The sequence below is a fragment of the Magnetospirillum sulfuroxidans genome (assembly GCF_018224925.1).
Taxonomy (GTDB): domain Bacteria; phylum Pseudomonadota; class Alphaproteobacteria; order Rhodospirillales; family Magnetospirillaceae; genus Magnetospirillum; species Magnetospirillum sulfuroxidans.
In genome coordinates, this window is sequence record NZ_JAGTUF010000018.1 from 13,238 (window position 1) to 38,748 (window position 25,511).

Annotated in this window: 24 protein-coding genes and 1 tRNA gene; 12 read left to right on the forward strand and 13 right to left on the reverse strand. The window is 62.5% G+C overall.

Annotated elements, in window-relative coordinates:
• Window positions 1–173 precede the first annotated feature (173 nt).
• Entirely contained in the window at window positions 174–1,472 is a 1,299-nt protein-coding gene (locus tag KEC16_RS15545; RefSeq protein ID WP_211550584.1) for a sensor histidine kinase, read from the forward strand.
• A gap of 104 nt (window positions 1,473–1,576) precedes the next feature.
• Complete coding sequence (gene secA, locus KEC16_RS15550) at window positions 1,577–4,297, forward strand: preprotein translocase subunit SecA (RefSeq protein ID WP_211550587.1); 2,721 nt, start codon at window positions 1,577–1,579, stop codon at window positions 4,295–4,297.
• A 108-nt stretch (window positions 4,298–4,405) separates the two neighbouring features.
• Here secA and KEC16_RS15555 read toward each other — a convergent pair whose 3' ends face one another.
• The 7 genes from KEC16_RS15555 to KEC16_RS15585 form a co-directional block, all read right to left on the reverse strand.
• Window positions 4,406–5,026 carry a PqiC family protein gene (locus KEC16_RS15555; RefSeq protein WP_211550589.1) on the reverse strand — a complete coding sequence of 207 codons (621 nt, stop codon included), beginning with the start codon at window positions 5,024–5,026 and terminating at the stop codon, window positions 4,406–4,408.
• Window positions 5,023–6,660, reverse strand: a complete 1,638-nt coding sequence (locus KEC16_RS15560) for a PqiB family protein (protein ID WP_211550591.1) — start codon at window positions 6,658–6,660, stop codon at window positions 5,023–5,025. The genes KEC16_RS15555 and KEC16_RS15560 overlap by 4 nt, the downstream gene beginning before the upstream one ends.
• Window positions 6,653–7,276 carry a paraquat-inducible protein A gene (locus tag KEC16_RS15565; protein ID WP_211550593.1) on the reverse strand — a complete coding sequence of 208 codons (624 nt, stop codon included), beginning with the start codon at window positions 7,274–7,276 and terminating at the stop codon, window positions 6,653–6,655. The genes KEC16_RS15560 and KEC16_RS15565 overlap by 8 nt, the downstream gene beginning before the upstream one ends.
• Window positions 7,269–7,871, reverse strand: a complete 603-nt coding sequence (locus KEC16_RS15570; RefSeq protein WP_211550595.1) for a paraquat-inducible protein A — start codon at window positions 7,869–7,871, stop codon at window positions 7,269–7,271. Before KEC16_RS15570 ends, KEC16_RS15565 begins: the two co-directional genes overlap by 8 nt.
• Before the next feature lie 419 nt (window positions 7,872–8,290).
• On the reverse strand, window positions 8,291–9,685 hold the full coding sequence (gene mgtE / locus KEC16_RS15575; RefSeq protein ID WP_249209242.1) for a magnesium transporter: 1,395 nt from the start codon (window positions 9,683–9,685) through the stop codon (window positions 8,291–8,293).
• Window position 9,686: 1 nt separating this feature from the next.
• A complete protein-coding gene (locus tag KEC16_RS15580; RefSeq protein WP_211550689.1) occupies window positions 9,687–11,969 on the reverse strand; it encodes an NADP-dependent malic enzyme in 2,283 nt (760 codons plus the stop codon).
• 147 nt (window positions 11,970–12,116) lie between these two features.
• Complete coding sequence (locus KEC16_RS15585; protein ID WP_211550597.1) at window positions 12,117–13,475, reverse strand: diguanylate cyclase; 1,359 nt, start codon at window positions 13,473–13,475, stop codon at window positions 12,117–12,119.
• Between the two features lie 57 nt (window positions 13,476–13,532).
• Here KEC16_RS15585 and KEC16_RS15590 point away from each other — a divergent pair, with 57 nt between their 5' ends.
• On the forward strand, window positions 13,533–14,534 hold the full coding sequence (locus KEC16_RS15590) for a transporter substrate-binding domain-containing protein (RefSeq protein ID WP_211550599.1): 1,002 nt from the start codon (window positions 13,533–13,535) through the stop codon (window positions 14,532–14,534).
• 88 nt (window positions 14,535–14,622) lie between these two features.
• Here KEC16_RS15590 and KEC16_RS15595 read toward each other — a convergent pair whose 3' ends face one another.
• Window positions 14,623–14,985: a hypothetical protein gene (locus KEC16_RS15595; RefSeq protein ID WP_211550601.1), complete on the reverse strand. Its 363-nt coding sequence runs from the start codon at window positions 14,983–14,985 to the stop codon at window positions 14,623–14,625.
• Window positions 14,986–15,147: 162 nt separating this feature from the next.
• Window positions 15,148–15,232 (reverse strand) — tRNA-Leu (locus KEC16_RS15600).
• A gap of 95 nt (window positions 15,233–15,327) precedes the next feature.
• Here KEC16_RS15600 and lipB point away from each other — a divergent pair.
• Together lipB and KEC16_RS15610 are read left to right on the forward strand one after the other, a co-directional pair.
• Window positions 15,328–15,984, forward strand: coding sequence for a lipoyl(octanoyl) transferase LipB (lipB, locus tag KEC16_RS15605; protein WP_283091929.1), 657 nt, complete (start codon window positions 15,328–15,330; stop codon window positions 15,982–15,984).
• Between the two features lie 36 nt (window positions 15,985–16,020).
• Entirely contained in the window at window positions 16,021–16,551 is a 531-nt protein-coding gene (locus tag KEC16_RS15610) for a P-loop nucleotide/nucleoside kinase family protein (RefSeq protein WP_211550603.1), read from the forward strand.
• A 26-nt stretch (window positions 16,552–16,577) separates the two neighbouring features.
• On the opposite strand, the gene pgi is transcribed toward KEC16_RS15610, so the two are convergent.
• Window positions 16,578–18,170: a glucose-6-phosphate isomerase gene (gene pgi, locus KEC16_RS15615; RefSeq protein WP_211550605.1), complete on the reverse strand. Its 1,593-nt coding sequence runs from the start codon at window positions 18,168–18,170 to the stop codon at window positions 16,578–16,580.
• Between the two features lie 159 nt (window positions 18,171–18,329).
• Here pgi and KEC16_RS15620 point away from each other — a divergent pair, with 159 nt between their 5' ends.
• The 6 genes from KEC16_RS15620 to KEC16_RS15645 are packed head-to-tail and all read left to right on the forward strand — an operon-like array spanning window position 18,330 to window position 21,948.
• Window positions 18,330–19,100, forward strand: coding sequence for a DUF4198 domain-containing protein (locus KEC16_RS15620; protein WP_211550607.1), 771 nt, complete (start codon window positions 18,330–18,332; stop codon window positions 19,098–19,100).
• The gene (cbiM, locus tag KEC16_RS15625) at window positions 19,100–19,693 is read left to right on the forward strand and encodes a cobalt transporter CbiM (protein ID WP_211550609.1); all 594 of its coding nucleotides are present in this window, start codon (window positions 19,100–19,102) and stop codon (window positions 19,691–19,693) included. Before KEC16_RS15620 ends, cbiM begins: the two co-directional genes overlap by 1 nt.
• Entirely contained in the window at window positions 19,690–20,205 is a 516-nt protein-coding gene (locus KEC16_RS15630; protein WP_211550611.1) for a hypothetical protein, read from the forward strand. Before cbiM ends, KEC16_RS15630 begins: the two co-directional genes overlap by 4 nt.
• The gene (gene cbiQ / locus KEC16_RS15635) at window positions 20,202–20,978 is read left to right on the forward strand and encodes a cobalt ECF transporter T component CbiQ (RefSeq protein ID WP_211550613.1); all 777 of its coding nucleotides are present in this window, start codon (window positions 20,202–20,204) and stop codon (window positions 20,976–20,978) included. The genes KEC16_RS15630 and cbiQ overlap by 4 nt, the downstream gene beginning before the upstream one ends.
• Window positions 20,975–21,628, forward strand: a complete 654-nt coding sequence (locus KEC16_RS15640) for an energy-coupling factor ABC transporter ATP-binding protein (protein WP_346344105.1) — start codon at window positions 20,975–20,977, stop codon at window positions 21,626–21,628. Before cbiQ ends, KEC16_RS15640 begins: the two co-directional genes overlap by 4 nt.
• Window positions 21,629–21,663: 35 nt before the next feature.
• The gene (locus tag KEC16_RS15645; protein ID WP_211550615.1) at window positions 21,664–21,948 is read left to right on the forward strand and encodes a hypothetical protein; all 285 of its coding nucleotides are present in this window, start codon (window positions 21,664–21,666) and stop codon (window positions 21,946–21,948) included.
• Window positions 21,949–22,080: 132 nt separating this feature from the next.
• Here KEC16_RS15645 and KEC16_RS15650 read toward each other — a convergent pair whose 3' ends face one another.
• A complete protein-coding gene (locus tag KEC16_RS15650) occupies window positions 22,081–23,127 on the reverse strand; it encodes a glycosyltransferase family 4 protein (RefSeq protein WP_211550617.1) in 1,047 nt (348 codons plus the stop codon).
• A complete protein-coding gene (locus KEC16_RS15655; RefSeq protein WP_211550695.1) occupies window positions 23,055–23,933 on the reverse strand; it encodes a UDP-2,3-diacylglucosamine diphosphatase in 879 nt (292 codons plus the stop codon). Before KEC16_RS15655 ends, KEC16_RS15650 begins: the two co-directional genes overlap by 73 nt.
• A 185-nt stretch (window positions 23,934–24,118) precedes the next feature.
• Here KEC16_RS15655 and KEC16_RS15660 point away from each other — a divergent pair, with 185 nt between their 5' ends.
• A complete protein-coding gene (locus tag KEC16_RS15660) occupies window positions 24,119–25,045 on the forward strand; it encodes a diacylglycerol/lipid kinase family protein (RefSeq protein WP_211550618.1) in 927 nt (308 codons plus the stop codon).
• Here the strand turns inward: KEC16_RS15660 and KEC16_RS15665 are convergent.
• On the reverse strand, window positions 25,042–25,383 hold the full coding sequence (locus tag KEC16_RS15665) for a hypothetical protein (protein ID WP_211550620.1): 342 nt from the start codon (window positions 25,381–25,383) through the stop codon (window positions 25,042–25,044). The two genes, KEC16_RS15660 and KEC16_RS15665, sit on opposite strands and share 4 nt — an antisense overlap.
• Window positions 25,384–25,511 lie beyond the last annotated feature (128 nt).

Here is a 25,511-nt window from a genome sequence, read left to right on the forward strand (position 1 = left end):
ACCGCGGCGGCGGCACAAGAGGCTGCTGCGTCCCGGCGCCCTTGGTTCATGCGACGCTTCGGCTATTGGGGCGCCGAAGCTTTGCTTTGGACTGGGCGGGCAAGCACATGAGTGCTGACCGCTACAGCTGATGGATGCTATGCTCGCCGTGCCGGAAAGCAGAGGCGATATCCATGGGGGCGCCGATCATCAGCACGGGTTCGATTGCCTTGCGCATGGCTCTTGGCTATGCCTTGTTCGGCTGTGTCTGGATTGTGGGTTCGGACCAGTTGGTGGCGCTTTTGTTCAGCGATCCCGCATCGCTGACCCTGGTGCAAAGCTGGAAGGGATTGTGTTTCGTTCTCTTGTCGGCGGCGTTGATTTTTGCCCTGGGGGCGTTTTTTCTGCGGGCCTTGGCGGCCTCGGAACGTCGCTATCACGCTTTGTTCGCCGACAGCCCCGAAGCCTTGGTCATCTACGATCTGGACGATTTGCGGATTATCGACGCTAATGCCGCGGCGGGCGAGCTGTTGGGCTATGCGGCCGAAGACATGGTCGGGCTGGCGATCACCGCTTTCATGCCGCTGGCGGTCGCTGCCGCGGTCCCGGCCATTTTGCCCAGATTGCGCGAGCCTGGACCATTCACCTCGGTGTGGCGGTTGCGTCATCACGATGGCCGCGAGCTTGACGTGTCGATTCACGCTCAGGCCTATTGGGAAAAGGGGCATCATTGCCGGCAGGCGTTGCTGATCGACGTCACCGCCCGGATTCGGGCCGAGACCGAATTGCTGCGCACCTTGGACGAACTGGCCGGCGCCAACGAGCGCATGCGCGAAGTCAGCTATGCCATTTCGCATGATTTGCAGGAACCTCTGCGTCAGGTGAGCGGCTTTGTTCAATTGCTTGAACGCCGTTATGCCGAGCATTTGGACGCCGAGGCGACCCAGTTCATCGGCTATGCGGTCGAAGGTGTCGGCCGTTTGAAGGCCTTGATCGCCGACGTCGAGGATTTCGCCCAGCAACGTGACGTTTCCCAGGTCCAGGCGGTGGCCGCCAATACGGTGATGGCCGCCGTGCTCGACGATCTGCGCCGGCCCATCGGCGTGGCGGCGGCGCATGTGGTGGTGGCGACGTTGCCCGATGTTGTGGTCGATCCGCGCCGGCTGGCGGTGGTTTTTCACGCCCTGGTGGATAATGCCGTCAAATTCCGCCGGCCCGACATTGCCTGCGAAATTGTCGTCAATGCCACCTGGGGCGGTGAATGCTGGGTGTTTCGCGTGCAAGACAACGGTTTGGGGATCGATTCTGAATTCCGGGCCACGGTCTTTTCATTGTTTCGCCGCCTGCATACCCGTGACCGCATTCCTGGCAACGGCACCGGCTTGGCCCTGGCGAAAAAAATGGTGGAATCCTGGGGCGGACGAATTTGGGTCGAGCCCGCCCCTGGCGGCGGTTCCATCTTCGCTTTCACCTTGCGCGGGGCGGGGGATTGACTGCCCCGTCATTGACAGATGCCGCCATGGGCTCTATCTGTTTGGCCGTCGCAATAGGCCCCGCGCCCCGGGCCCGCCCCTAAGACTTATCCAGAGGTTTGCCCATGTTCGGCGCCATTGCCCGGCGGCTTTTCGGTACCGCCAACGACCGTATCGTCAAAGGCCTGAAAAACGACGTCGAGGCGATCAACGCCCTCGAGCCAGCCATGATCGCCCTGTCGGACGACGAATTGCGCGGCAAAACCGAAGAATTCCGCGCTCGCTTGGCCGATGGCACCGATCTTGACGATTTGCTGGTCGACGCTTTCGCCGTGGTCCGCGAGGCGGCCAAACGTTCCTTGGGGCAGCGCCATTTCGACGTCCAGCTGATGGGCGGCATGGTGCTGCACAAGGGCAAGATCGCCGAAATGCGTACCGGTGAGGGCAAGACCCTGGTCGCCACCCTGGCCGTCTATCTGAACGCGCTGACCGGGGCCGGCGTCCATGTGGTGACCGTCAACGATTATCTGGCCCAGCGTGACGCCGAATGGATGGGCCGGGTTTATCGGTTCCTGGGGCTGACGGTCGGCGTCATCCACCATGGCCTTGACGACGACCAGCGCCGCACCGCCTATGCCTGCGACGTCACCTATGGCACCAACAACGAGTTGGGCTTCGATTACCTGCGCGACAACATGAAGTTCCGACTGGAGGAAATGGTCCACCGGCCCTTCAACTACGCCATCGTCGACGAAGTGGATTCGATCCTCATCGACGAAGCGCGCACGCCGCTGATCATTTCCGGCCCGACCGAAGACAATTCCGACCTGTACCGTCTGGTTGACCGCATCATGCCCATGCTGGTGGAAGGCGATTACGAAAAGGACGAAAAGCTTCGGGCGGTGACGCTGACCGAGCAAGGCACCGAACACATCGAGCAATTGCTGGCCGAAGCCGGGTTGATGGCGAAAGGCGCCAATCTTTACGACATCGGCAATGTCAGCTTGGTGCACCACGTCAATCAGGCGTTGCGGGCGCACAAGCTGTTCACCAAGGATGTCGATTACATCGTCAAGAACGACAAGCTGGTGATCATCGACGAATTCACCGGCCGCATGATGGAAGGCCGGCGCTTCTCGGAAGGTCTGCACCAGGCTTTGGAAGCCAAGGAAGGCGTGACCATCCAAAACGAGAACCAGACCCTGGCCTCGATCACCTTCCAAAATCTGTTCCGCCTGTACCCCAAGCTGTCCGGCATGACCGGCACCGCCTTGACCGAGGCCGGCGAATTCCAGGAAATCTATAATCTGGAAGTGGTGGACATGCCGACCAATCGGCCGGTTTCGCGCGTCGATGCCGATGACGAGGTCTATCGCACCGCCGCCGAGAAGTTCGAAGCCATCGGCACCTTGGTCGAAGAATGCCGCGCCCGTAAGCAACCGGTTCTGGTCGGCACCACCAGTATCGAAAAGTCGGAATTGCTGTCCGAACTGCTGAAGAAAAAGAATATTCCGCATCAGGTGCTCAATGCCCGTTACCACGAGCAAGAAGCCTATATCGTCGCCCAGGCCGGCGTGCCTGGCGGCGTGACCATCGCCACCAACATGGCCGGTCGCGGCACCGACATTCAGTTGGGCGGCAATTTGGACATGCGCATCCGTCTGGAACTGTCGGACATCACCGACGCCGACGAACTGGCCAAGCGCACGGCGGCCATCCAAGCCGAAATCGAGGTGTTCAAGGCCGAGGCCCTGGCCGCGGGCGGTCTTTACGTGGTCGGCACCGAACGCCACGAAAGCCGCCGCATCGACAACCAGCTGCGCGGCCGTTCGGGCCGTCAGGGCGATCCCGGCGCCTCGAAGTTCTTCCTGTCGCTGGAAGACGACCTCATGCGCATTTTCGGTTCCGAGCGCATGGACGGCATGCTGCGCAAGTTGGGGCTGAAGGATGGCGAGGCGATCATCCATCCGTGGATCAACAAGGCCCTGGAAAAGGCCCAGCAAAAGGTTGAAGCGCGCAATTTCGATGTGCGCAAGAACCTGCTGAAATTCGATGACGTCATGAATGACCAGCGCAAGGCCATTTATGAACAGCGCAAGGAATTGATGCAGGTGGAAGACGTCTCGGACGACGTCGCCGCCATGCGTCACGAAGTGATCGGTGAAATGGTCGCCCGCGCCATCCCCGAACGCGCCTATGCCGAGGAATGGAATACCGCCTCGTTGCACGAGGAAGTGTTGCGCGTCTTCAATCTGGATCTGCCCATCGTCGAATGGGCCAAGGAAGAAGGCATCGCCGATCAGGAAATCCGCCATCGCATCACCGACGCGGCGGATCGCAAGATGGCCAGCAAGGCGGCGGAATACACCCCCGACATCATGCGCATGGTGGAAAAAAGCCTGTTGCTGCAAATCCTCGATCAAGCGTGGAAAGAACATCTGCTGCAACTGGACCATCTGCGTCAGGGCATCGGCCTGCGCGCCTATGGTCAGCGTGATCCGCTGAACGAATACAAGCGCGAAGCCTTCAATCTGTTCGAACAGATGCTCAACGACCTGCGCGAGCGCGTCACCAGCGTGCTGGCCCATGTGGAATTGCGCGTTGGCCCGTCGGAAGCCGAGGTGCAGGAAAGCCTGACCCCGCGTCCGCCGCAGATGCAGGAAAGCCGTCAGGACCCGGCTTTCTCGGCCGAGGCCGAGCAGGCGGGGATTTCCATGGGCAACACCGTGCGCAACCGTGCCGCCAACCCCAATGACCCCAGCACCTGGGGCGCCACCCCGCGCAACGCGGCATGCCCGTGCGGATCGGGCAAGAAATACAAGCACTGTCACGGGGCGTTGGGGTAACACCAAATCCCGGTGAGTGAAACCCATGGGGATGCGGTTAGGCCCCAGGGGCCGCGCGGCTTATGCCGCGGGCGGCAAGGCGGGCGGGGCATCCCGCCCGCAGCCTGATCATCCTTCGCCGCAAGGATTGGTTGTTCCGTTGGCCAGCCGTTCCAGGCTGGTGGCGATGGAATCGCCGACGCGGGCCGAACTTAGCGACAATGCCGCCACCGCCGCTTCCGGCGTGGTTGCCGGCAAGCCTTCCACCGCCGTTGCCCGGCAGATGATCGGCGTGCCCTGGGGCAGGCGGCGCAAGGTCCAGGTGGCTTCGGTCACCGCCTGGTGTCCAGGGATCGCCTCGAGCCGTTCCAGCCGCAGGGCCAACCGGTATTGCGGCGGACCGTCGGCGCTGGCCGCCACCGGGGCGGCGTAGGTATCGGCGGCGCGCAAGCGACGCCACAAAGCATCATCGACCATTTGGCGGATTTCATCGGCCAACGGCGCCGCCCAGCGGTCGCCGTCGCGCACGTCCAAGTGTCCGCCGGGCGCGGTCAGCACCACTTCTTCGCGGTTAATGCGTTCGGGCACGGCGATGGGCAGCACCTCGACCAGCAGGGCGGCGCTGCCGTGTGACGGGGTGGCCGTGCCGGGCTGGGACAAGGCGTGATAGCGCAACGGCGCCGAGCTGCCGCAGGCGGCCAAGCCGACGGTCAAGGCCACGGCCGCGGCCGGGCGGAGCCAAGGGGTCATCGCGTTTGTTCCTTTCGTCCCCGCAGCAGGGATTCCGGTTGGCGGTCCAAGCTGTCGGTCAGACGCTTGAGCGAGCGGGTTGCCTCGGTCATGCCGCGCAAGGCTTGGCGGGTATCTTGCTGCAACGGTCCGTCACCGGCCATGCCGGCCTGCAAGCCATCCAGGCTGGCCCGCATGGCTTTCAGGCTGTCGCGCAGTTCCGGCAGGATTTCGCGGTCGGTCCGCGCCACCATGCCGTCCATGCGCTTGAGCGCGGATTCCATCCCGACCAGGACCTGATGCACGTCCTGGCCGATGGTGTCGAAGGGGATTTTGTCGAGCTTGCGGACGATGCCTTGCACCTGCTGGTACAATTCCTCGAAATCGCCGGGAACGGTGGGCAGTTCCGGCGGTTGGGCGGCGGCATTGAAAGTCACCGGCTTGGCGGTGGGGAAAAAATCCAAGGCGACGAACAATTGTCCGGTCACCAGCGATCCGGTGCGCAATTGCGCCCGTAATCCACGGCGGACCAATTCGCCGAGGCGGCGGCGCTTTTGCGCCTCGGTGGTGGCTTTTCCCGGACCTTCGGCATTGGCGACGGCGGCGCCCAGACGATCGGGATAGATGTCGACGGTGACCAACGGGGTGAAATCGCCGTTGGCGTCGTCGTAAACCATGTCGATGCCGCGGACCTGGCCCAGTTCGGCGCCGCGGAAATCCACCGGCGCGCCGAGGCTGAGGCCGCGCACGCTTTGATGAAAGCGCAAGACCAGGGTGACGGCCTCGCCATCGGGGACCTTGAGGGCGGCATCATGGTCGGCGGCCAGGGTAAAGCGGGTGGCGGTGGCGGCTTCGGGGGCGGTGATGGCGCCGTCGGGGGATTCGAAGGCGACGCCGCCCATCAACAAGGCTGCCAGGGATTGGGTGTTCAGCTTGATGCCGCCGGCATCCAGACGCAGGTCGACGCCGCTGGCGTGCCAGAACCGGGTGTTGTCGGTGACAAAGCGCTCATAGGGGGCCTTGACGAAGGCGCTGAGAAAGATGCTGTGGCCGTCGGGCTGTAACGAAAAGCTTTCGATATGGCCGACCGGAATACGGCGGTAAAAGATGGGCGATCCGACATCCAGTGAGCCGATATCGCGGGCGACCAGCACGAATCGTCGCCCCGGCACGTCCGAGGCGATCACCGGCGGGGTGTCCAGGCCGGTGAAATCGCGCTGTTCCACCGTCGAGTGGCCGGCATCGACGCCGATGTAGCTTCCCGACAGCAAGGTTTCCAGCCCGGACACGCCGCTGCCGGCCAGACGTGGCCGCACCACCCAGAAACGGCTGTCTTGAACGGCGAAGCTTTCGGCTTCCTTTTTCAATTCGACGCTGGCGACCACGCGGCTGCGGTCGGAAGCGAGATGAATCTCGGTGACCGTGCCGATTTCAACATCTTTGAAGCGGACCTTGGTCTTGTTGGCCTCGATGCCCTCGGCCGAGGGGAAGGCGATGGTGATGGTGGGGCCGCGTTGGTTCAAGGTGTGAACCACCAGCGACAGCCCAATCAGCGCCGCCAGGGTCGGCACCAACCAGATGGCCGAGGGAATCCAGCGGCGCGGTGGGCGGATGATCGGCTGGGCCGGGGGGGAAGGCAAGGAATCGTCAGCCATGGGCACGGCGGGGAGTATCCCAAATCAAGCGAGGGTCAAAGGAATGGGTGGCCAGCATAGTTAGCGCCACCACCGCGCCGAAGGCAATGGCGCCGGGGCCGGCTTCGATCTCGGCCAGGGATTTGAACCGCACCAGACCAACCATCAGGGCCACCACGAAGACATCGAGCATGGACCAGCGGCCGACGAATTCGATGATGTGGAACAACATCACACATTGCCGCCGGTCAAGAGGCCAGCCGAATCGCACGGTCAGGGCCAACACCGCCAAGATGCCCATCTTGAATACCGGCACCAAGATGGAAACCGAGAAAATCAGTGTCGCCAATCCGGGCGAACCGGAATGCCAGAAATAAACCACTCCACTTAGGATGGTGTCGTCGGAGCTGCCGAACAATGACGATGTTCGCATGATCGGCAGCACATTGGCCGGAATGTACAAGATCACCGCCGCCAGCAGCAGCGCCCAGGTGCGCGACAGGCTGGCGGGCTTGCGCCGCTCCACCGTGCCGCCGCAGCGCGGGCAGGTCGTGGCGGGGCCGAGCGGGCTGAGATGGCCGCAATATTCGCAGCCCATCCACCCCGCCTGGGTGGCGGTGGACGGTATTTCAGTCATGGCGGGGCTCGTCCCACAATTGGCGGGGATGAAAAGACAAGATCACGGCCATCAGCACGGTGAGGGCGGCGAAAGCCCACAAGGCCACCCCCGGCAGGATATGGGCCATGCCCGACAGCTTCACCAACGACACCACCACCCCCAGCATGAACACCTCGGTCATGCCCCAGGGACGCAGGGATTGGATGAAGCGCAGCAGCGGCGAAAACCAGGATGGGCGCGGTCCGCTGCGCGTCACCGCCAGCAACAGGGCCAACATGCCCGCCAGATCAAGCAATGGGAACAATTGGGTGGTGGCGAATACCAGCACCGCCATCAATTGCCGTCCCTCGTCCCACAGGGCGAACACCGCGCCGAACAAGGTGGTGCTGTTGGTCAGTCCCTGAACCTGTAAATTGACGATGGGGAAGCTGTTGGCGATGACATAAACCAGCAGGGCGGTCACCACCAGGGCCAGCACCTGCTCTGGCGTCAGCCGGTGCTGACGCAGCAAGACGGTGCCGCAGCGCCGGCACGACGCTTTCTCGCCACGGCGCAAGGCGGGGCGGCGATGCAGGGCATCGCAATGGGGGCAGGTCAGCAGATGACGGCTCATGTCGGTAAAGTCTCCGATCCGGCGCAATGTGGGCGCAAGGACAAAAAATGTCCAGATCGTCAGCCAAGGCGGGGCGTCCGCTGCCCTTGTCATGACGCCAGAGGGTAAAAGCCAAGCCCCGCGGGCGATTCAACGCACGTCGCGGGGCTTTCGGTTTTTTGGCCGCACCGGCCTAATATTCGGCAAGCTGCCGATAGTGGTTATTCAGATTTTGGCAACAATTCGATGCCATACTATTCGGCATCTCCGTAACAACCCGGTGGTGTCATGTTGCTGCACACCCTCCTTCCCGACGCGGCGACTTCGCATGAAGTCTATGCTGTTGGTCGGAATGTTTGAGACTGGTGAAGGTAACTTGACCTCATCTACCTCTCTCTTACGCCCTTATTATGACGCCGATTTGACACATAAGTCAATACTCACAACAGCAGCAGCGTCGCCAGCCCGAGGAAGGCGAAAAAGCCTAAGGAATCGGTGCACATGGTCAGAAAGATCGAGCTGGCGATGGCCGGGTCGACGTTGAATTTTTCCAAGGTCAGCGGGATCAAGGATCCCATCAATCCGGCCACCAGCAGGTTGAACACCACCGCCGCGCCGATGACGGCGCCGATCAACGGCATGTCGAACCAGGCCCAGGCGATGGGGCCGATGATACAGCCCAAGACCATGCCGTTGATGCAGCCGACCAGCACTTCCTTGCCGATGACCCGAAGGGCGTTGTCTGAATCCAGTTCCTTGGTCGCCAGACCACGCACCGCCACCGCCAGGGTTTGGGTCCCGGCATTGCCGCCCAGGCCGGCGACGATGGGCATCAGCACCGCCAGGGCGACGATTTTTTCCAAGGTCGCCTCGAACAGGCCGATGACCGAAGACGCCAGGATGGCGGTGCACATGTTGAGCAACAGCCAGGGGATACGGGCGCGCACGGTGTCCTTGACGGCGCGATACAGATCGGTGTCGGGCACGCCGGCCAGACGCAACATGTCGTCGGCGGCTTCTTCGTCGATGACGTCGACGACGTCGTCGATGGTGATGACGCCGACCAAGCGCCCGGCGCCATCGGCCACCGGGGCCGAGACCAGATCGTGTTGGCGAAACAAGAAGGCCACTTCCTCGCGGTCGGCGGCGACGGGGACGGTGATGCTTTCATCGTCCATGATCTCGCGCAGGCGCTGCGGCCGCTTCGAGCGCACCAGCTTGGCCAATCCGATCTTGCCGATGGGGCGGTGGCGCGGATCGACGACGTAAAGATCGTAGAATTCTTCTGGGATGGTGGTGCTGGCGCGCAGGTAATCAATGGTTTCGCCCACCGTCCAATAGGCCGGCACCGCCACCAATTCCCGTTGCATCATGCGGCCGGCGGAATATTCCGGGTAGGACAGGCCTTGGGCGACGATGGCGCGGTCTTCCGAACTCAGCGCGTCGAGCACGCGGTTGCGTTCGTCTTCGTCCAATTGCGACACCAGCCACACCGCATCATCCGAATCCAGTTCGGAGATGGCGGTGGCCAGATCGGCGAAACCCAGGGCTTCGATCACCTGATCGCGGACGCTTTCGTCCAGTTCCGTCAGGATTTCCGGTTCGAAATCGGCGCGCAGCACTTCGACCAGGCGCACGCGGTCTTCCGCCGACAGGCGGTCCAAAAGGTCGGCGGCGTCGGAATAATGCAATGGCGCGGTCAGCGCGGTGGCGGTGGCCGCATCGCCCTGTTCCAGGGCATCTTCGACAGCGCGCACGAAATCCGGGTCCAGGCCGTAAAGGTCGTCCTCGATTTGCAGTCTGGCCGGTTCGTGCGCTCTGTCTTGATTATCCAAACTATCCCCTCTGATGGGCTACCATCTGTGCGTCCACGGCGGCCAGGGCGGTCATATTGACAATGTTCCGCACGGTCGCCGAAGGCGTCAGAATATGGGCCGGCAAGGCGGCGCCCATCAGGATCGGGCCGACCGACAGGCCTTCCCCCAGAACCTTGAGCAAATTGAACGAAATGTTCGCCGCGTCCAGGTTCGGCATAATCAACAGGTTCGCTTGTCCCTTCAAGCGCGAGTTTGGGAAAATGCGGGAACGGATGCTTTCTTCCAGCGCCGCGTCGGCGTGCATTTCGCCTTCGGCTTCCAGATAGGGCGCCCGTTCATGCAAAAGCGCGATGGCGGCGCGCATCTTTTTCGCCGAAGCGGTGTCGCGGGCGCCAAAATTGGAATGCGACAGAAAGGCCACCTTGGGTTCGATGCCGAAGCGGCGCACTTCTTCCGCCGCCAGCAAGGTATTGGCGACGATCTGTTCCGGCGTCGGGTCGGCGGTGACATAGCTGTCGCAGATGAAATAGGTCCCCTGCGGCATGATCAGCAAGCTCATCGCCGCCGGTTCCTTGACGCTGTCCTTGATGCCGATGACATCGACGATGTGGTCCAGGTGCTTGTCATAGCGGCCGATGGTGCCGCAAATCATCGAATCGGCCTCGCGGCGGCGCACCATCAAGGTGCCGATCACGGTGTTGCGGGTGCGGACCACGGTGCGGGCGTAATCGGGGCTGACGCCCTTGCGTTCCAGCAAGGCGTGATAGTTGCGCCAGTAATCATTATAGCGCGGATCGTCCTGGGGATCGCACAGCTCGAAATCTTCATTGATCCGCAAGCGCAAATCCAGATCCTTGATGCGCTTGATGACCACGTCGCGCCGCCCGATCAGGATGGGGAAGGCCAAACCTTCATCGACCACCGCTTGCACCGCCAGCAACACCCGGCGGCCTTCGCCTTCGCAATAGACGACGCGGCGGACGTCCTGCTTGGCGCGGTCGAACACCGGCTTCATCACCAGTCCCGAGCGGAACACCCATTGCGACAGCCGTTCCAGATAGGCGTTGAAGTCGATGATCGGGCGGCGCGCCACCCCCGAGCTCATGGCGGCGCGGGCGACGGCGGGGGCGATCTTGAGGATCAGACGCGAATCGAACGGCTTGGGGATCAGGTATTCCGGGCCGAAGGACAGACGCTGTTCACCATAGGCGGCGCGGACGCGTTCGTCCGATTCGGCCATGGCCAGTTCCGCCAGGGCATAGGTGGCCGCCAGCTTCATTTCTTCGTTGATCTGGGTGGCGCCGACATCCAGCGCGCCGCGGAAGATATACGGGAAGACCAGGACGTTATTGACCTGATTGGGGTAATCCGAGCGGCCGGTGGCGATGATGGCGTCCTTGCGCGCCGCCTTGACCTCGTCGGGCAGGATTTCCGGGGTCGGATTGGCCAGGGCGAAGACGATGGGCTGGTCGGCCATCTTGGCCACCATGTCGCCGGTCAGCACCCTGGGCGCCGACAATCCCAGGAAAATATCGGCGCCGCCGATGACGTCGTCGAGCGTGCGGGAATCGGTTTCCTGGGCGAAGATTTCCTTGTAGGGGTCCATCAATTCGTTGCGGCCCTTATAGACCACGCCCTTGATATCGGTGACCCAGATATTCTCGCGCTTGACGCCAAGGCTGACCAAAAGGTTCAGGCAGGCCAAGGCGGCGGCGCCGGCGCCCGAGGCGACCAGACGAACCTTGGCGATGTCCTTGCCGACGATGCGTAGGGCGTTGACCATGGCGGCGCCGACGACGATGGCGGTGCCATGCTGGTCGTCATGCATGACCGGAATGGACATGCGTTCCTTCAGCTTGCGCTCGACCTCGAAGCATTCCGGCGCCTTGATGTCTTCCAGGTTGATGGCGCCGAAAGTGGGTTCCATCGAGGCAATGATGTCGACCAGTTTGTCGGCGTCGTTTTCGGCGATTTCCATATCGAAGACGTCGATGCCGGCGAACTTCTTGAACAAGACGCCTTTGCCTTCCATCACCGGCTTGGCCGCCAGCGGGCCGATATTGCCCAAGCCCAAGACGGCGGTGCCGTTGGTGACCACGGCGACCAGATTGCCGCGCGCGGTCATTTCCGACACGGTTTCGGGATCGCGGACGATTTCCTCGCAGGCGGCGGCGACGCCGGGCGAATAGGCCAAGGCCAGGTCGCGCTGGTTACCCAGGGGCTTGGTGGGGGTGACGCTGATCTTCCCCGGAGTGGGAAGCCGGTGATATTCCAGCGCGCTGTCGCGCAACTCTTCCGACATGCTCATAACAAGACGCCCTCGGGTAATATTATTGCTCGTATTTTTGCCGGGAATGGCATGATTCATCGCATACGCCGTTCGCGGGCAAACAACAAGCCCGAGACGGCGAAATAGCGTGTAATTTTCGGAAATCCGAAGGTGATTTTTTCATGATGCGGTGCACACGACGTTACGTCCGGCATGTTTGGCCCGGTACATGGCTTGATCGGCGCGGCGCATCACGTCGGTCAAATTCTCGCCGGGCAACAATCCGGCGACCCCCAGGCTGATGGTCAGGCTCAAGGCCGAGACGCCGGGTGCGCTGAGCGGCGTTTCGGCGGTGGCGGCGCGAATGCGTTCGGCCACCCATTGCGCTTGTTGCGGGTTGGTTTCGGGCAACAGGGCGATGAATTCCTCGCCGCCCATGCGGGCGGCCAAATCGACGTCGCGCAATTCGCGGCCCCAGACCGCGGCGATATGGCGCAGCGCCACGTCGCCGATGTCGTGGCCCCAACCGTCATTGACCGCCTTGAAATGGTCGATGTCGCCGATGATCAGGGAAAGCGGCGCGTCATAGCGGTGGGCACGGCGGATTTCCTCTTCCGCCCGTTCGGCGAAACGGCGGCGGTTGGTCAGACCGGTCAAAGGGTCGGTCGAGGCCATGATCTCAAGCTCGGCGTTGCGGCGTTCGACCGTGGCGATCAATTCGACCAAGGTATCGGACATTTGGGTGATCTCGTCATTGCCTTCGCGCGGCACGTCGACGGTGCCGCCGCGCCAGTTCAGCATCGCCGTGCGCAAGGCCAGGATACGGTTGACCACCTGGTGGCGCAGACCCCAATACATCCAGATCACCGCCGCCATGGCGGCCAGACCGCAGGCGCTGACCACGGCGACCGCCTGCAAGGCGGTGCGGCCGGCGGTTTCGCGTTGTTCATCGAAGCGGCGGCCGGCATCGGCGGCCAGGGCGGTGACAAAGCCGGCCAGTTCCGAGGACAGATCCTGCTGGCGCAGCAGCAGATTGCGGCGGCGTTGTTCCAATTCATCCAGACGGGCGACGATATCGGCATCCTTGGCGGCGACGCCGCGCAAGGTAATTTCCTCTTGCGAGATGGCCGAAAGGGCGACGGCGCCGTCCATCAGCGAATCGCGCAAGCGGCGCAGCGCGACGATGGAGTTGGGATCGGTGCCGCTATCGATCATATGGCCGATATGATCTTCCATGGCCTGATGCCGTTCGGCCAAACGGTCGAGCAGGCCACGGCGTTCGGCTTGGCTGGTGGCGGTGGACATGCGCACCGAAAGAGCGGCGGCGGCATTGGCGTCCATGGACAAATGCACGGCGGATTTGAACCGCGGCAGATGCAATTCGGCCAGCACCCCATTATCGTGGCGGGCTTGCAACAGCGCCAAAATCGAGGCGCCCGCAACCACCGCCATCAGCACCAGCACCACAGTGGCGCGGGCGACAAGATAACGGAAAATGCTTGATGGCATTTCCTCGGGTCTGGGGATCAGTCTCGGCATTGTTTCTCCATCCATCCGTACCTTAGTATGAGCCTTGAAAGAGGGAAAGGGGTTCGGATGTTGTTTCGCCTGTTCAGCTTCGGCGTGATCCTGCTTTTGATTCAGTCCGTTGCCTCGGCCGCCTGGGCGGGCGCGGTACTGGACCGGGTTCTGGCGCGGGGCAAGGTGGTGTGCGGCGTCGATCAGACCCCCGGCTTCGGCGGCTTCGACAATCGCGGTGTTCCCGTTGGGTTGGAAGTTGATTTGTGCCGGGCCATCGCCGCCGCCGTCCTCAATAACCCCCAGGCCATACAGGTGCAGCGGGTGACGACGAAGTACAAGTTCCATGCCCTGGCCGAGGGGGAACTGGACGTGGCTTTCGGCATGACCACATGGACCTTCGACCGCGACACATCGATGATGTCGACCTTTCCGGTCATCGCCTTTCATGATGGCCAGGGCTTCATGAAATGGAGCGATCTTGCCGATCCGTGGGCGTCATCCTCGACCATTTGCGTGCAAAGCGGGACCACTTCGGCCAGTGCCTTGCAGGAATACCTGATCCGGCGGCAAAGCCCGGCCAAGGTTCTGGCGCTGTCGTCGAGTGAAGAAAAGTTCAACGCCTTCGCCGAACGGCGCTGCGGTGTCGTTACCGGCGATAACACCGAACTGGCGGCGCAAAAAAGCCGGCGTGCCATCATGGAGGGGGCTTGGACCCTGCTGGACACCATCATCTCGCGGGAGCCGTTGGGGCCGGCGGTGATCAACAGCGATCCCGAATGGTTCGCGATCGTCCGCTGGTCGGTGCTGGTGCCGATCATCGCCGAGGCGCGCGGGCTGGGACGGGAAAACGTGGACACCATGGTCGCCACGGATGCCGAGATGCGGCGGTTGAAGGGCGAGGAGCCGGGATTTGGCGCCAGCCTGCGTCTTGATCCGGGCTGGGCCCGCCGCATTATCGCGGCCATCGGCAATTATGGTGAAATCTTCGCCCGCAATCTGGGGCCGTTGGGCATCCGTCGGGGGCAAAACGCCCTGTGGAGTGATGGCGGTTTGCTGTATGCGCCGCCGTTACGGTAGGGCACATGACGCGCAAGCCGCCATCATCGGCGATGTGTGATACCAAGTCCCGCTGCGTTCAACTCATCGGGACTTGGGATGAGCGGTTTTATTCGGCCACGGCCGAAGTGACGCCGGTGCCCTTGTTGTACTTCAAGGTCACGGTCTCGACCGTGCACAGATCGAAGGCGTCTTCCCATTCGACGTCGCTGCCGTCTTCGAACTTCACCGCCAGCTGCCACTTGCAGGCCGTGGTCGAGGACTTGAAGCGCACGGTCTTTTTGGCGCCATTGGCCAGCACGCCGTCACCCATGATGTCATGGCCCCAGCTATTGGAATTGGGCGTGGCGACATAGACTTCGTCGATCTGGTAGCCGGTCTTGTTGACCAAAGTGAAGTCTTGGTCGCCGGCTTGGGCGGCGAACGGCGACAAAGCGACAATGGCGGCCAGAGCCAAGATGGTTTTTTTCATGAGGTCCCCCAATGAAGTGAAGCCTGCGGCACAGTTCCGCCGCATGACGTCTTCATCTATACCATAGGTCTGCATGGGGAGGGCAAGAGCGAATTCCAGATACAGAAAACCCCGGAAATGCGAGGCATTCCGGGGGTTCTGAAGCCGTTTCCGGCTTTAGGTTGGTGCGACCAGGGAGACTCGAACTCCCACGACTTTCGTCACACGCACCTCAAGCGTGCGCGTCTACCAGTTCCGCCATGGTCGCACGCTGGTAGAACCCCGAAAGACCTTGCCAACGGGGAGAGAGGGGAATACCAAATCGGGCTTTGTTAATCAAGCGGACTTTCCGAGGGGGAGCGCATGAATCAAACCCTGGAATGGCGAATCAGTGATAATCCGGTGCCATATCCCGAGGCGGTGGCCTTCATGGAGCAGCGCGTCGCCGCCATTCATGCCGGCGACGCGCCGGAATGCGTGTGGTTGCTGGAACATCCGCCGCTTTATACCGCCGGCACCAGCGCCGATCCGCGCGACCTGCTGAGCCCCGATCGGTTTCCGGTCTACCCCAGCGGGCGCGGCGGTCAGTACACCTATCACGGTCCGGGGCAACGGGTGGCCTATGTCATGCTGAATCTGAAAAAGCGCGATGGCGATGTTCGCGGCTATGTTCGGGCGCTCGAGGAATGGATCATCCGCACCTTGGCCCGTTTCCAGGTCAAGGGCGAACGTCGCGATGGCCGCGTCGGCATCTGGGTTGATCGTGGCCCCAGCGGGAGCGGACGGCGCGAGGACAAGATCGCCGCCATCGGCGTCCGCGTGCGCCATTGGGTCAGCTTTCACGGCATCGCGCTCAATGTCGAACCCGATCTGTCGCATTTTTCCGGCATCGTTCCCTGCGGCATCAGCCAGCACGGGGTGACGTCGTTGTGGGATTTGGGCTTGACCCCGACCCTGGAAGAAGTGGATTGCGCCCTGATGGCCACCTGGGACGAGGTTTTCGCCCCGTGCGGCGACTGATCTGATCTTTGCCCCATCCGCCGCGTCGGAGATCTTATGCTCATCATCCTCAGCGGATTGCCCGGCACCGGCAAGACGACAATCGGCAAGGCGTTGGCCGCCAAACGATCGGCTGCCTATGTTCGTGTTGACGAGATCGAACACGCGCTCAAGCAACATTTTGGATTCGACCAAGAGCTTGGCCCTGCCGGCTACGTCGTGGCCTATGCCATCGCGTCCTCGAATCTCAAGCTCGGCAATCCAGTGGTTGCCGTCAGCGTCAATCCCGTCCCCGAAAGCCGGCAAGGCTGGCGCGATGTGGCGCACGCCATTGACGGGGGCCGTCTTCTTGAGGTCGAGGTGATCTGTAGCGACAAAAAAGAACATCGGCGGCGGGTGGAAGGGCGTGCGCCAGACATAAAAGGCTTCATCCTTCCCACATGGTCGTCGGTGACGTCACACGATTATGTCCCCCGGACCGAGCCTCGCCTGATCGTCGATACCGCGCATCTCAGTGCCCTTGATGCCGTCGCCACGATTGAAAGGCGGCTTGACGCAATGACCAAGAATTGCCCTTCGTCGCCATAAGAGAGTTGGCAAGCATCTGTTGCGGGTTATTGCCGCAATCCCTTGATGGCGGCGATCAATCCCGCGGTCGAGCAATCATGGTGGTCAGCGGGCGGGGCGGTCCCATTGAGTTGCGGCAGGATTTTCTTGGCCAATTGCTTGCCCAATTCCACCCCCCATTGATCGAACGAATTGATGTCCCAGATGATGCCCTGGACGAAGACCTTGTGTTCGTACAACGCGATCAGCATGCCCAGGGTGTGCGGGTCCAAGGTTTTATAAAGCACGGTGTTGGTCGGATGATTGCCGGCGAAGACCCGATGCGCCGCTTGCGCCTCGGACTGGCTGGGATTTTCGCCCTTGACCTCGTCCAGGGTCTTGCCGCGCATCAATGCCTCGGGCTGGGCCAGAAAGTTGGACAACAGCAAGGCGTGATGGTCGCCCATGGGGTTATGGGTGGTGGCGGCGGCCAGGAAATCGCAGGGGATCAGTTTCGTGCCCTGGTGGATCAACTGATAAAAGGCATGCTGGCCATTGGTGCCGGGCTCGCCGAAAATGATTGGCCCGGTCTGCCAACTCACCGGGCTGCCGTCGCGCGCCGTGCTCTTGCCATTGGATTCCATGTCCAATTGCTGCAAATAAGCCGGCAGGCGGTGCAGATACTGGTCATAGGGCAGCACCGCATGGGCGGCGGCGCCCATGAAATTGTTGTACCAAACCCCCAGCAGCGCCAGCACCACCGGCATGTTGACGGCCAGGGGGGCGGTGCGGAAATGGTCGTCCATCAGCGCGGCGCCGTCGAGCAGACGGCGGAAATCATTGAAGCCGATAGCCACGGCGATGGACAGGCCGATGGCGGACCACAGCGAATAACGCCCGCCGACCCAATCCCAGAATTCGAACATATGTTCGGTGTCGATGCCGAATTCAGCCACCGCCGCGGCATTGGTGGACAGGGCGACGAAATGGCTGGCCACCGCATCCTGACCCAAGCCGCCCACCAGCCAATCCTTGGCGCTATAGGCATTGGCCATGGTTTCCTGGGTGGTGAAAGTCTTGGACGCGATGATGAATAAGGTGGTTTCTGGAACGCATAATTTCAGCGTTTCGGCCAGATGGGTGCCATCGACGTTAGAGACGAAGCGCACGCGCAAGCCGTCCTTGTGGTAAGGCCGCAACGCTTCGGACACCATCACCGGCCCCAGGTCGGAACCGCCAATGCCGATATTGACGACATCGGTGATGACCTTGCCGGTGGCGCCCTTCCAGGCGCCCGAGCGCACGGCTTGGGCGAAATGCTTCATTTTGTCCAGCACGGCGGCCACTTCCGGGCGGTCATGAGCGCGCAGCGCCGTATGCAGGACGGCCCGATTCTCGGTGGTGTTGATGGCCTCGCCGGCGAACATGGCGGCGCGGGCGGTTTCAACCCCGGTTTCGCCCGCCAATTGGGTCAGCAATTCCATGGTGTGGGCGGTGATGCGGTTCTTGGAATAATCCAGCAGCACATCCCCCAGGCGCAGGGAAAAGCGTTCGAAACGATGGGGGTCGGCGGCGAACATGTCGCGCATGTGCCGTTCGCCCATTTCCCCGGCATGGGCAGTCAACTGCCGCCATGCCGGCAGGTTGATCGGATGCGGCATTGCGGACCCCCTTCCTACCCATATTGATTGGTTCGATACTAACAGAGCGGCCCCACCCCGACCATCCCCCGGCCCCGTCGTTTTTGCGTTGGCAGGATCGCGTCAGCCGATTATGCTAACCGGCAACACAAAGTCGCATAATTTTTTGGGGGTTGACCAATGCATCGTTTTCCCGTCGCCGCGGCCGTTTGGGCTGGCCTGACCCTGGCTCCGGTTGCCGCCTTGGCTCATTTTCAGGAAATCATCCCGTCGGCCGACATCGTCGCCGAGGACGGCGATCATACGCTCAGCCTGGATTTGACCTTCACCCATCCGATGGAGCAGGGGCCGGTGATGGAGATGGCGCTGCCGACGCGCATGGGCGTGGTCTCGCCCGCCGGCAAGGAAGATTTAAAGGCGGCGCTGGTGGCGGTGAAGAAAGGCGAGGGCAAGACCGCCTATACCGTGTCGCATAAACTCAAGGCTCCTGGCGACTATGTCTATTACGTCGAACCGGCGCCCTATTGGGAGCCGGGCGAGGGCAAGCAGATCATTCATTATGCCAAGGTGGTGGTCGATCTCGGCGCCGGCGAAGGGTGGGACACCCTGGTCGGTCTGCCGGTGGAAATCGAGCCGCTGGTCCGCCCTTACGGTCTGTGGACCGGCAACGTGTTTCGCGGCATCGTCCGTCATAACGGCAAGATTGCGCCGTTCGCCGAGATCGAGGTGGAATGGCGCAACGATGGCTCGGTGCACGCGCCGTCGGACCCCTTCGTCACCCAGGTGATCAAGGCCGATGCCCAGGGACAGTTCACCTATGGCCTGCCGCGCGCCGGCTGGTGGGGCTTCGCCGCCCTGATCGACGGCAAGCCGATGAAAGGCCCCGGCGGCAAGATGGTGCCGACCGAATTGGGCGGGCTGCTGTGGGTCAAAGCGGTGGACATGAAGTAATGGCTCACATTCCCGACGGCATCGTTTCCGTTCCCGTTCTGGTGGCCGGCGCTGTTGTCAGCCTTGGCGGCTTGGGCATGGGCTTGCGCCGGTTGACGCCGGAGCGGGTGCCCAAGGTGGCGGTGCTGGCGGCCTTGTTCTTTGTCGCCTCGCTGGTGCATTTCCCCGTTGGGCTGACCAGCGTGCATCTGTTGTTGGGCGGCCTCGCCGGGGTGATCTTGGGCTGGGCCGCCTTTCCCGCCATCGCCGTCGGCCTGATTTTGCAAGCGGTGCTGTTCGGATTCGGCGGCTTGATCGTGCTGGGCGTCAATATCGCCAATATCGCCTTGCCGGCGGTGTTGATGGGCTTGCTCGGGCGGCGTTTTCTTGCCCGGCCAACGCTTGCCGGCATCATCGCTGGCGGCGGCGCGGTGGCGGCGACGGCGCTGATGGTGGCGGTTTGCCTGGCCTTGTCCGGGCGGGAATTCCTGGTCGGAGCCAAATTGCTGGTGTTCACCTATGTGCCGCTGATGGCGGTCGAGGCGGTGTTCACCGCCGCCGTGCTCGGCTTGCTGGTCAAGGTCAAACCCGAAGCGTTGGAGATGTCGTCATGAAGGCGCTGTTGATCGCGGCCGTGCTGATAATGTCGGCGTCGCCGGCCTGGGCCCACAAGCTCAAGCTGTTCGTCAGCGCCGAGGGCGGCGAGATGGTCGGCAGCGCCTATTTCGCCGGTGGCGGCAAGGCCGCCGGCCTCAGCGGCCATGTGATCGACGCCGCCGGAACGGTGATCGCCAGCGTGCACACCGATGAAAACGGCGCGTTCCGCTATACCCCGCCCGATGGCCGCGCCTATCTGATCCGCTTCGAATCCGGGGATGGCCATATGGCCGAAGCGCGCATCGGCGCCGCCGCAATGGCCGAGGCACCCCCCCCAGCCCTGACACCGGCCAGCGACATGGCCACGTTAGAGCTGGCGCTGGCCCGTCAGTTGCGGCCGTTGCGCGAACAGATCGACGCGCTGGAATCGCGGGCGCGACTGTCCGACATCATCGGCGGCATCGGCTTTATTTTCGGTATTTTCGGCTGCTTCGCTTGGCTGAGCGCCCGCCGCCGGGGGCAGCCATGAGCGTTCTTGCCCTTGGCTCCGCTTCGCCGCTGGATTTGCCGGGACAGGCGCGGCCGCTGCTGGCCCGGCTTGATCCGCGCAGCCGGGTGATGGCGGCGCTGGTCTTTGCCGCCGCGGTGGTGTGGTGCCAGTCGGTGGCGGCCTTGCTCGCCGCCCTGGGGCTGGCCGCCGGGCTGGCGCTGCTGGCGCGCTTGCCCTGGGGGACGACAATGCGGCGCCTGCTGGCGCTGGAAGGTTTCATGCTGCTGACCCTGGCGACCTTGCCATTCACCATGGGCGGGCCGGCGGTGGTTCATATCGCCGGAATCGGTCTCGGGGTCGAGGGATTGCACCGCGCCCTAATCATCGTCTTAAAGGCCAATGCGGTGGTGCTGGCCACCTTGGCGCTGATCGGGGCGATGGAATTGCCGGCGCTGGGCCACGCCCTGGCCCGGCTGGGGTTGCCGCTTCGTTTCGTCGCCCTGTTCTTGTTCACCGTGCGCTATATCGAAGTTTTGTACCGCCAATACGCGCGTTTGCGTCTGGCCATGCGGGCGCGGGCTTTCCGCCCGACCGCTTGCCTGCATTGCTGGCGGTCATTGGGGCATCTGATCGGCATGCTGCTGGTCGGCACTCTGGAACGATCCGAACGGATTCACGCCGCCATGCGCTGTCGGGGCTTCGACGGTCGTTTTCATTTGCTTGACGAACACCGCCCCGGCAGGCTGGATTGGGGGTTCGGCGCCGTACAGGCGGTGTCGCTGCTGCTGCTGGCCGCATTGGACGTGATGTGAGTTCACCGCTGTTTCATCTTGATCGGGTCTCATTTTCCTATGAAAGCGCCCGTCCGGTGCTGGATCAGGTCGATTTCACCCTTGCCGCCGGCGAGCGGGTGGCGTTGTGCGGGGCCAATGGTTCGGGCAAAACCACGCTGTTTCATCTGATGGTCGGCTTGCGTGTCCCCTGCGCCGGCCGCATCGTCGCCTTTGGCCGCGAACGGCGCAAGGAAGCCGATTTCCACGACGTTCGCGCCCAGGCCGGCTTGCTGTTCCAAGATTCCGACGATCAATTGTTTTGCCCAACGGTGGCCGAGGACGTGGCCTTCGGGCCGCTTAATCTGGGCAAAAGCCGGGCACAGGCACGGGACGCCGCCGCCCGCGCCTTGGCCTTGGTCGGGCTTGCCGGCTTTGACGACCGCGTCACCCACAAACTGTCCGGGGGGCAAAAGCGTCTGGTCGCCCTGGCCTCGGTGTTGGCGATGGAGCCCAAGGTATTGTTGCTGGACGAACCCACCAACGGCCTCGACCGCGAAGCTCGCGCCCGCTTGTTGCAGGTGCTGGCCGAACTGCCCCAGGCCATGGTGATCATCGCCCATGACGACGAGGCCTTGACCGCCCTGACCCAGCGACGGGTGAATCTGGAAGCGGGGCGGTTGTTGGGCTAAACTGATCGCAATTCGCCCTTTTGCGGAAGTCGATCATGCACGGTTCCCATCACGGCCCGCACAGCCACGGCCACAAGCACGCCCACGCGCATGAGCACAGCCATGTGCATGCGCATGAACACAGCCATGGCGACGTCACCCATGTGCATCCCCATGCCCATGCCCACAGCCACGAGCATTTGCACCAACACAGCCATCCGCACCAGCACGCGGCCGAGGAGGCTCATCTCCACAGCCACGACGACGTCAAGCATGGTTGGAAGCCGCACGATCATCAGCACGCGGCCGAGGATTTACCCGACCACGACCACCAGCATTAAGGCGGCGCGCCTTTACTCTGAGGCACGCCGCTCCAGCGCCCATTGCGGGCGCGGCCAAGCATGCGGAGGCATGCGCCCGGCGAGGGAAAATGATGAAGGTTCGACCGTGATGCACATTTAGGGCGTCACGGTCTAAGCCGGTTGCGGTAAATCCCACACCAGCGGCTCGAACGGCCGTAAATTGTCGAGAAACTGGCTGGTACAAGCCGTCCAGCTAAAGGTCAGCGCGTGCTGGCGGCACAGGGTCGGGTCGATCTGGCTGGCCTGAAGCGCCGCCTCGCGCAGGTTTTCCGACAGCACGCCGACGGGGGAATCGCCGATGACGTCCAAGGGGCCGGGGACCGGATAGGCGGCCACCGGCAACCCCGAAGCCAAGGCTTCCAGCAACACCAGACCGAAGGTGTCGGTGCGCGACGGAAAGACGAAGACGTCGGCGCCGGCATAATGGCGGGCCAGATCATCGCCGAAATGGGCGCCGGCGAAACGGATCTCGGGGTGTTTGCGGCGTAAATCGTCCAGTTGCGGGCCGTCGCCGACCACCACTTTCGACCCCGGCAGATCGAGATCAAGAAAGGCCTGGATATTTTTCTCCACCGCCACCCGGCCGACATACAAAAAGATCGGACGCGGCAGATCGCCCCAGGGGCCATCCGCCTGCTTGCAGTGCGGGCGCGGCTGAAACATTTGAGTATCGACGCCGCGCGACCAGCGGCCGATATTGCGAAAGCCGCGCCGGGCCAATTCGTCCTCGACGCCTTGGGTCGCCACCATGATCCGTGACGAAGCGCCATGGAAGCGCCGCATCACCGCATAGGACAGGCGCAGCGGCACCCGCCACCGCGCCTGGATATATTCGGGGAATTTGGTGTGATAGGCGGTGGTGAAAGGCAGCTTGCGGCGCAGGCAATAGCGCCGCGCCGCCCAGCCCAACGGTCCCTCGGTGGCGATGTGGATGGCACAGGGCTGCGCCTGCTCGATCAGGTGGCGCAGTTTGCGGCCGGGCTTCACCGCCAGTCGGATTTCCGGATAACTGGGACACGGCAGCGAGCGGAAGCAATCGGGGGTGACCATGACCACGTCGTGGCCGGCGGTCAGCAATTCCGCTCTTAGGGTGTCAAGCGTCCGAACGACGCCATTGACCTGAGGAAACCAGGCATCCGAGACCACGAGTATGCGCATTCCTTCTCCTTGGCCGGGGCCTGGATGGGGGCAGGGGGAACGGAAAGGCTGAGCGGCGAAAGCGCGAGCCAGTTCAGGATTTCCAGTCGGCCATCGGCGTGCTCGACCAAGGCGGTGCAGCTTTCCACCCAATCGCCGTCATTGGCATAGGTGATGCCGTCGACTTGACGCAGTTCGGCGTGGTGGATATGGCCGCAGACGACGCCATCGACGCCTTGGCGTCGGGCTTCCTCGACGATGGTCTGTTCGTAATCGTCGATGAACTGAACGGCGTTCTTGACCTTGTGTTTCAGATAGGCCGACAGCGACCAATAAGAATAGCCCAAGCGGCGGCGGATCAGGTTGAACCAGTGATTGGCCGCCAGCGCGACCGTATAGGCGGAATCGCCCAGATGGGCCAACCACTTGGCATATTTGACGACGCCGTCGAAGGCGTCGCCGTGCAGAACCAAAAGGCGCTTGCCATCGGCGGTTTCGTGCACCGCCTGCGCCATCACGGTGATGTCGCCGAAGGTGTGTTCGGTGTAGCCGCGGGCGAATTCGTCGTGATTGCCGGGGACGAACACCACATTGGTGCCCTTGCGCGCCTTGCGCAGGATTTTCTGCACCACATCGTTATGGGCTTGGGGCCAGTACCAGGACCGGCGCAGACGCCAGCCGTCAATCATGTCACCAACCAGATACAAGTAATCGGATTCGGTGTGTTTGAGAAAATCCAGCAGGTAATCAGCCTTGCATCCCCGTGTGCCCAAATGGACGTCGGATATCCAGATACTGCGGTAATGCCGTTCGGGCATGGAATCCATGGTCATGGGCTTGCACCAGCCTCAAAGGAACTTACGGCGCGTTTTAGTATCTGCTTTGGGGGGAAGTACATATCTATTGTGGTCTGGCAAATAGAATTCATGGAAATGAAGGCATTGTGTAACAATTCTTTCATGACCATTTAAAGTTATGGCGGGGTATACAAAGGCTCATGTTGGCGCAGACTATGATCCAGACGGATAACCACACTTTGGCGACGGCGCAGGCGCGACGTTGCCTCGTCATCCACAATCCCACCGCGGGGCGGCGGCGCAAAAAGCGTCTGGCCGACGTGCTGGAGCGATTGCAGGCGCTGGGCTGCCTGGTGACCGCCGTGCAAACCACTCAACGCGGCGACGCTGAAGCCTATGCTCGGGCCGCCAGCCCGGCGGATTATGACGTGATTGTCGCCGCTGGCGGCGATGGCACCGTAAACGAAGTGGTCAACGGCATGGTTGACGGCCCCGGTGGCGTCGCCTTGGCGGTTATTCCCCTGGGTACCGCCAATGTGCTGGCGCTGGAAATCGGCCTTGATCCCAAGAATTCGGAACAGATCGCCCAAACCATCGCCGATGGCCCGGTGCACAACGTTCATCTGGGGGTGGCCAACGGCCGTCACTTCGTGCTGATGGCTGGTGCCGGCTTGGATGCCCACGTGGTCGAAGGCGTCAACATCGCGCTGAAACGCGCCACCGGCAAGCTGGCCTATGTGGTGGAAAGCGTCAAACAGGCCTTTGGCTACGACTTCCCCGAGATCACCGTTCGCGCCAATGGCGAGATTTACGAAGGCCGCATGGCGGTGGCCTGCAAGGGCCGCTATTATGGCGGCCCATTCATCGCCGCCCCGGACGCGCGGTTGGAAAGTCCGAAGCTGGAAGTCTGCATCCTGCCTAAATCCGGCGTCGCCGGGATGATGCGCTATGGTCTGGCGCTGCCCATGAACAAATTGTCGGACCTGCCCGAAGTGATGGTCATTTCGGCTGAATCCATGGTGATCATGGGGCCGCGAGGGGCGCCGTTACAGGGGGATGGCGATATCGTCGCCCGTCTGCCGGCGGAAATAAGCATCGCCCCGCAAACGGTGCAGCTGATCGTGCCAGCCTCACCCGGTTAATCTGGAATCCAGGTCAGGGTCGCGCCGCCTTCGCACAATTCGCTCAGTTTTGCCGCTGACAATCGTGTCGGCAGGGCGCCGTTGACGATGACCGTGCCGATCTTGGCCAGCCGCCAGCCGACCTTGACGCATTGACGGGCAGGAACATCACTGGCGATGACGTTGATCCGCCCATTTCCTTGAATCGTGCGCAACGAACCGCCAAGGGCGTGAAACGCCGGCGGATTGCCGCCGGCGGCGGCCGCCTGCATCTGGCTCAGCAACATGTCGGCGGGATCGGCGGCATCGTCGCCGCCGCTCAGCAACATCCACGCCGCCACGCCGCCGCCCACGGCCATGACGGCAAGGCCAGCGGAAAGCCAAGCCGGGTGTGGCTTGGGTGGGTGCGCGTGCGCAGGGTGTAGTGTTTTGGTCGTCATGGGAGCCTCGCCTGCCCATCCCTGTGCATATCTTGAAATAGATGGAG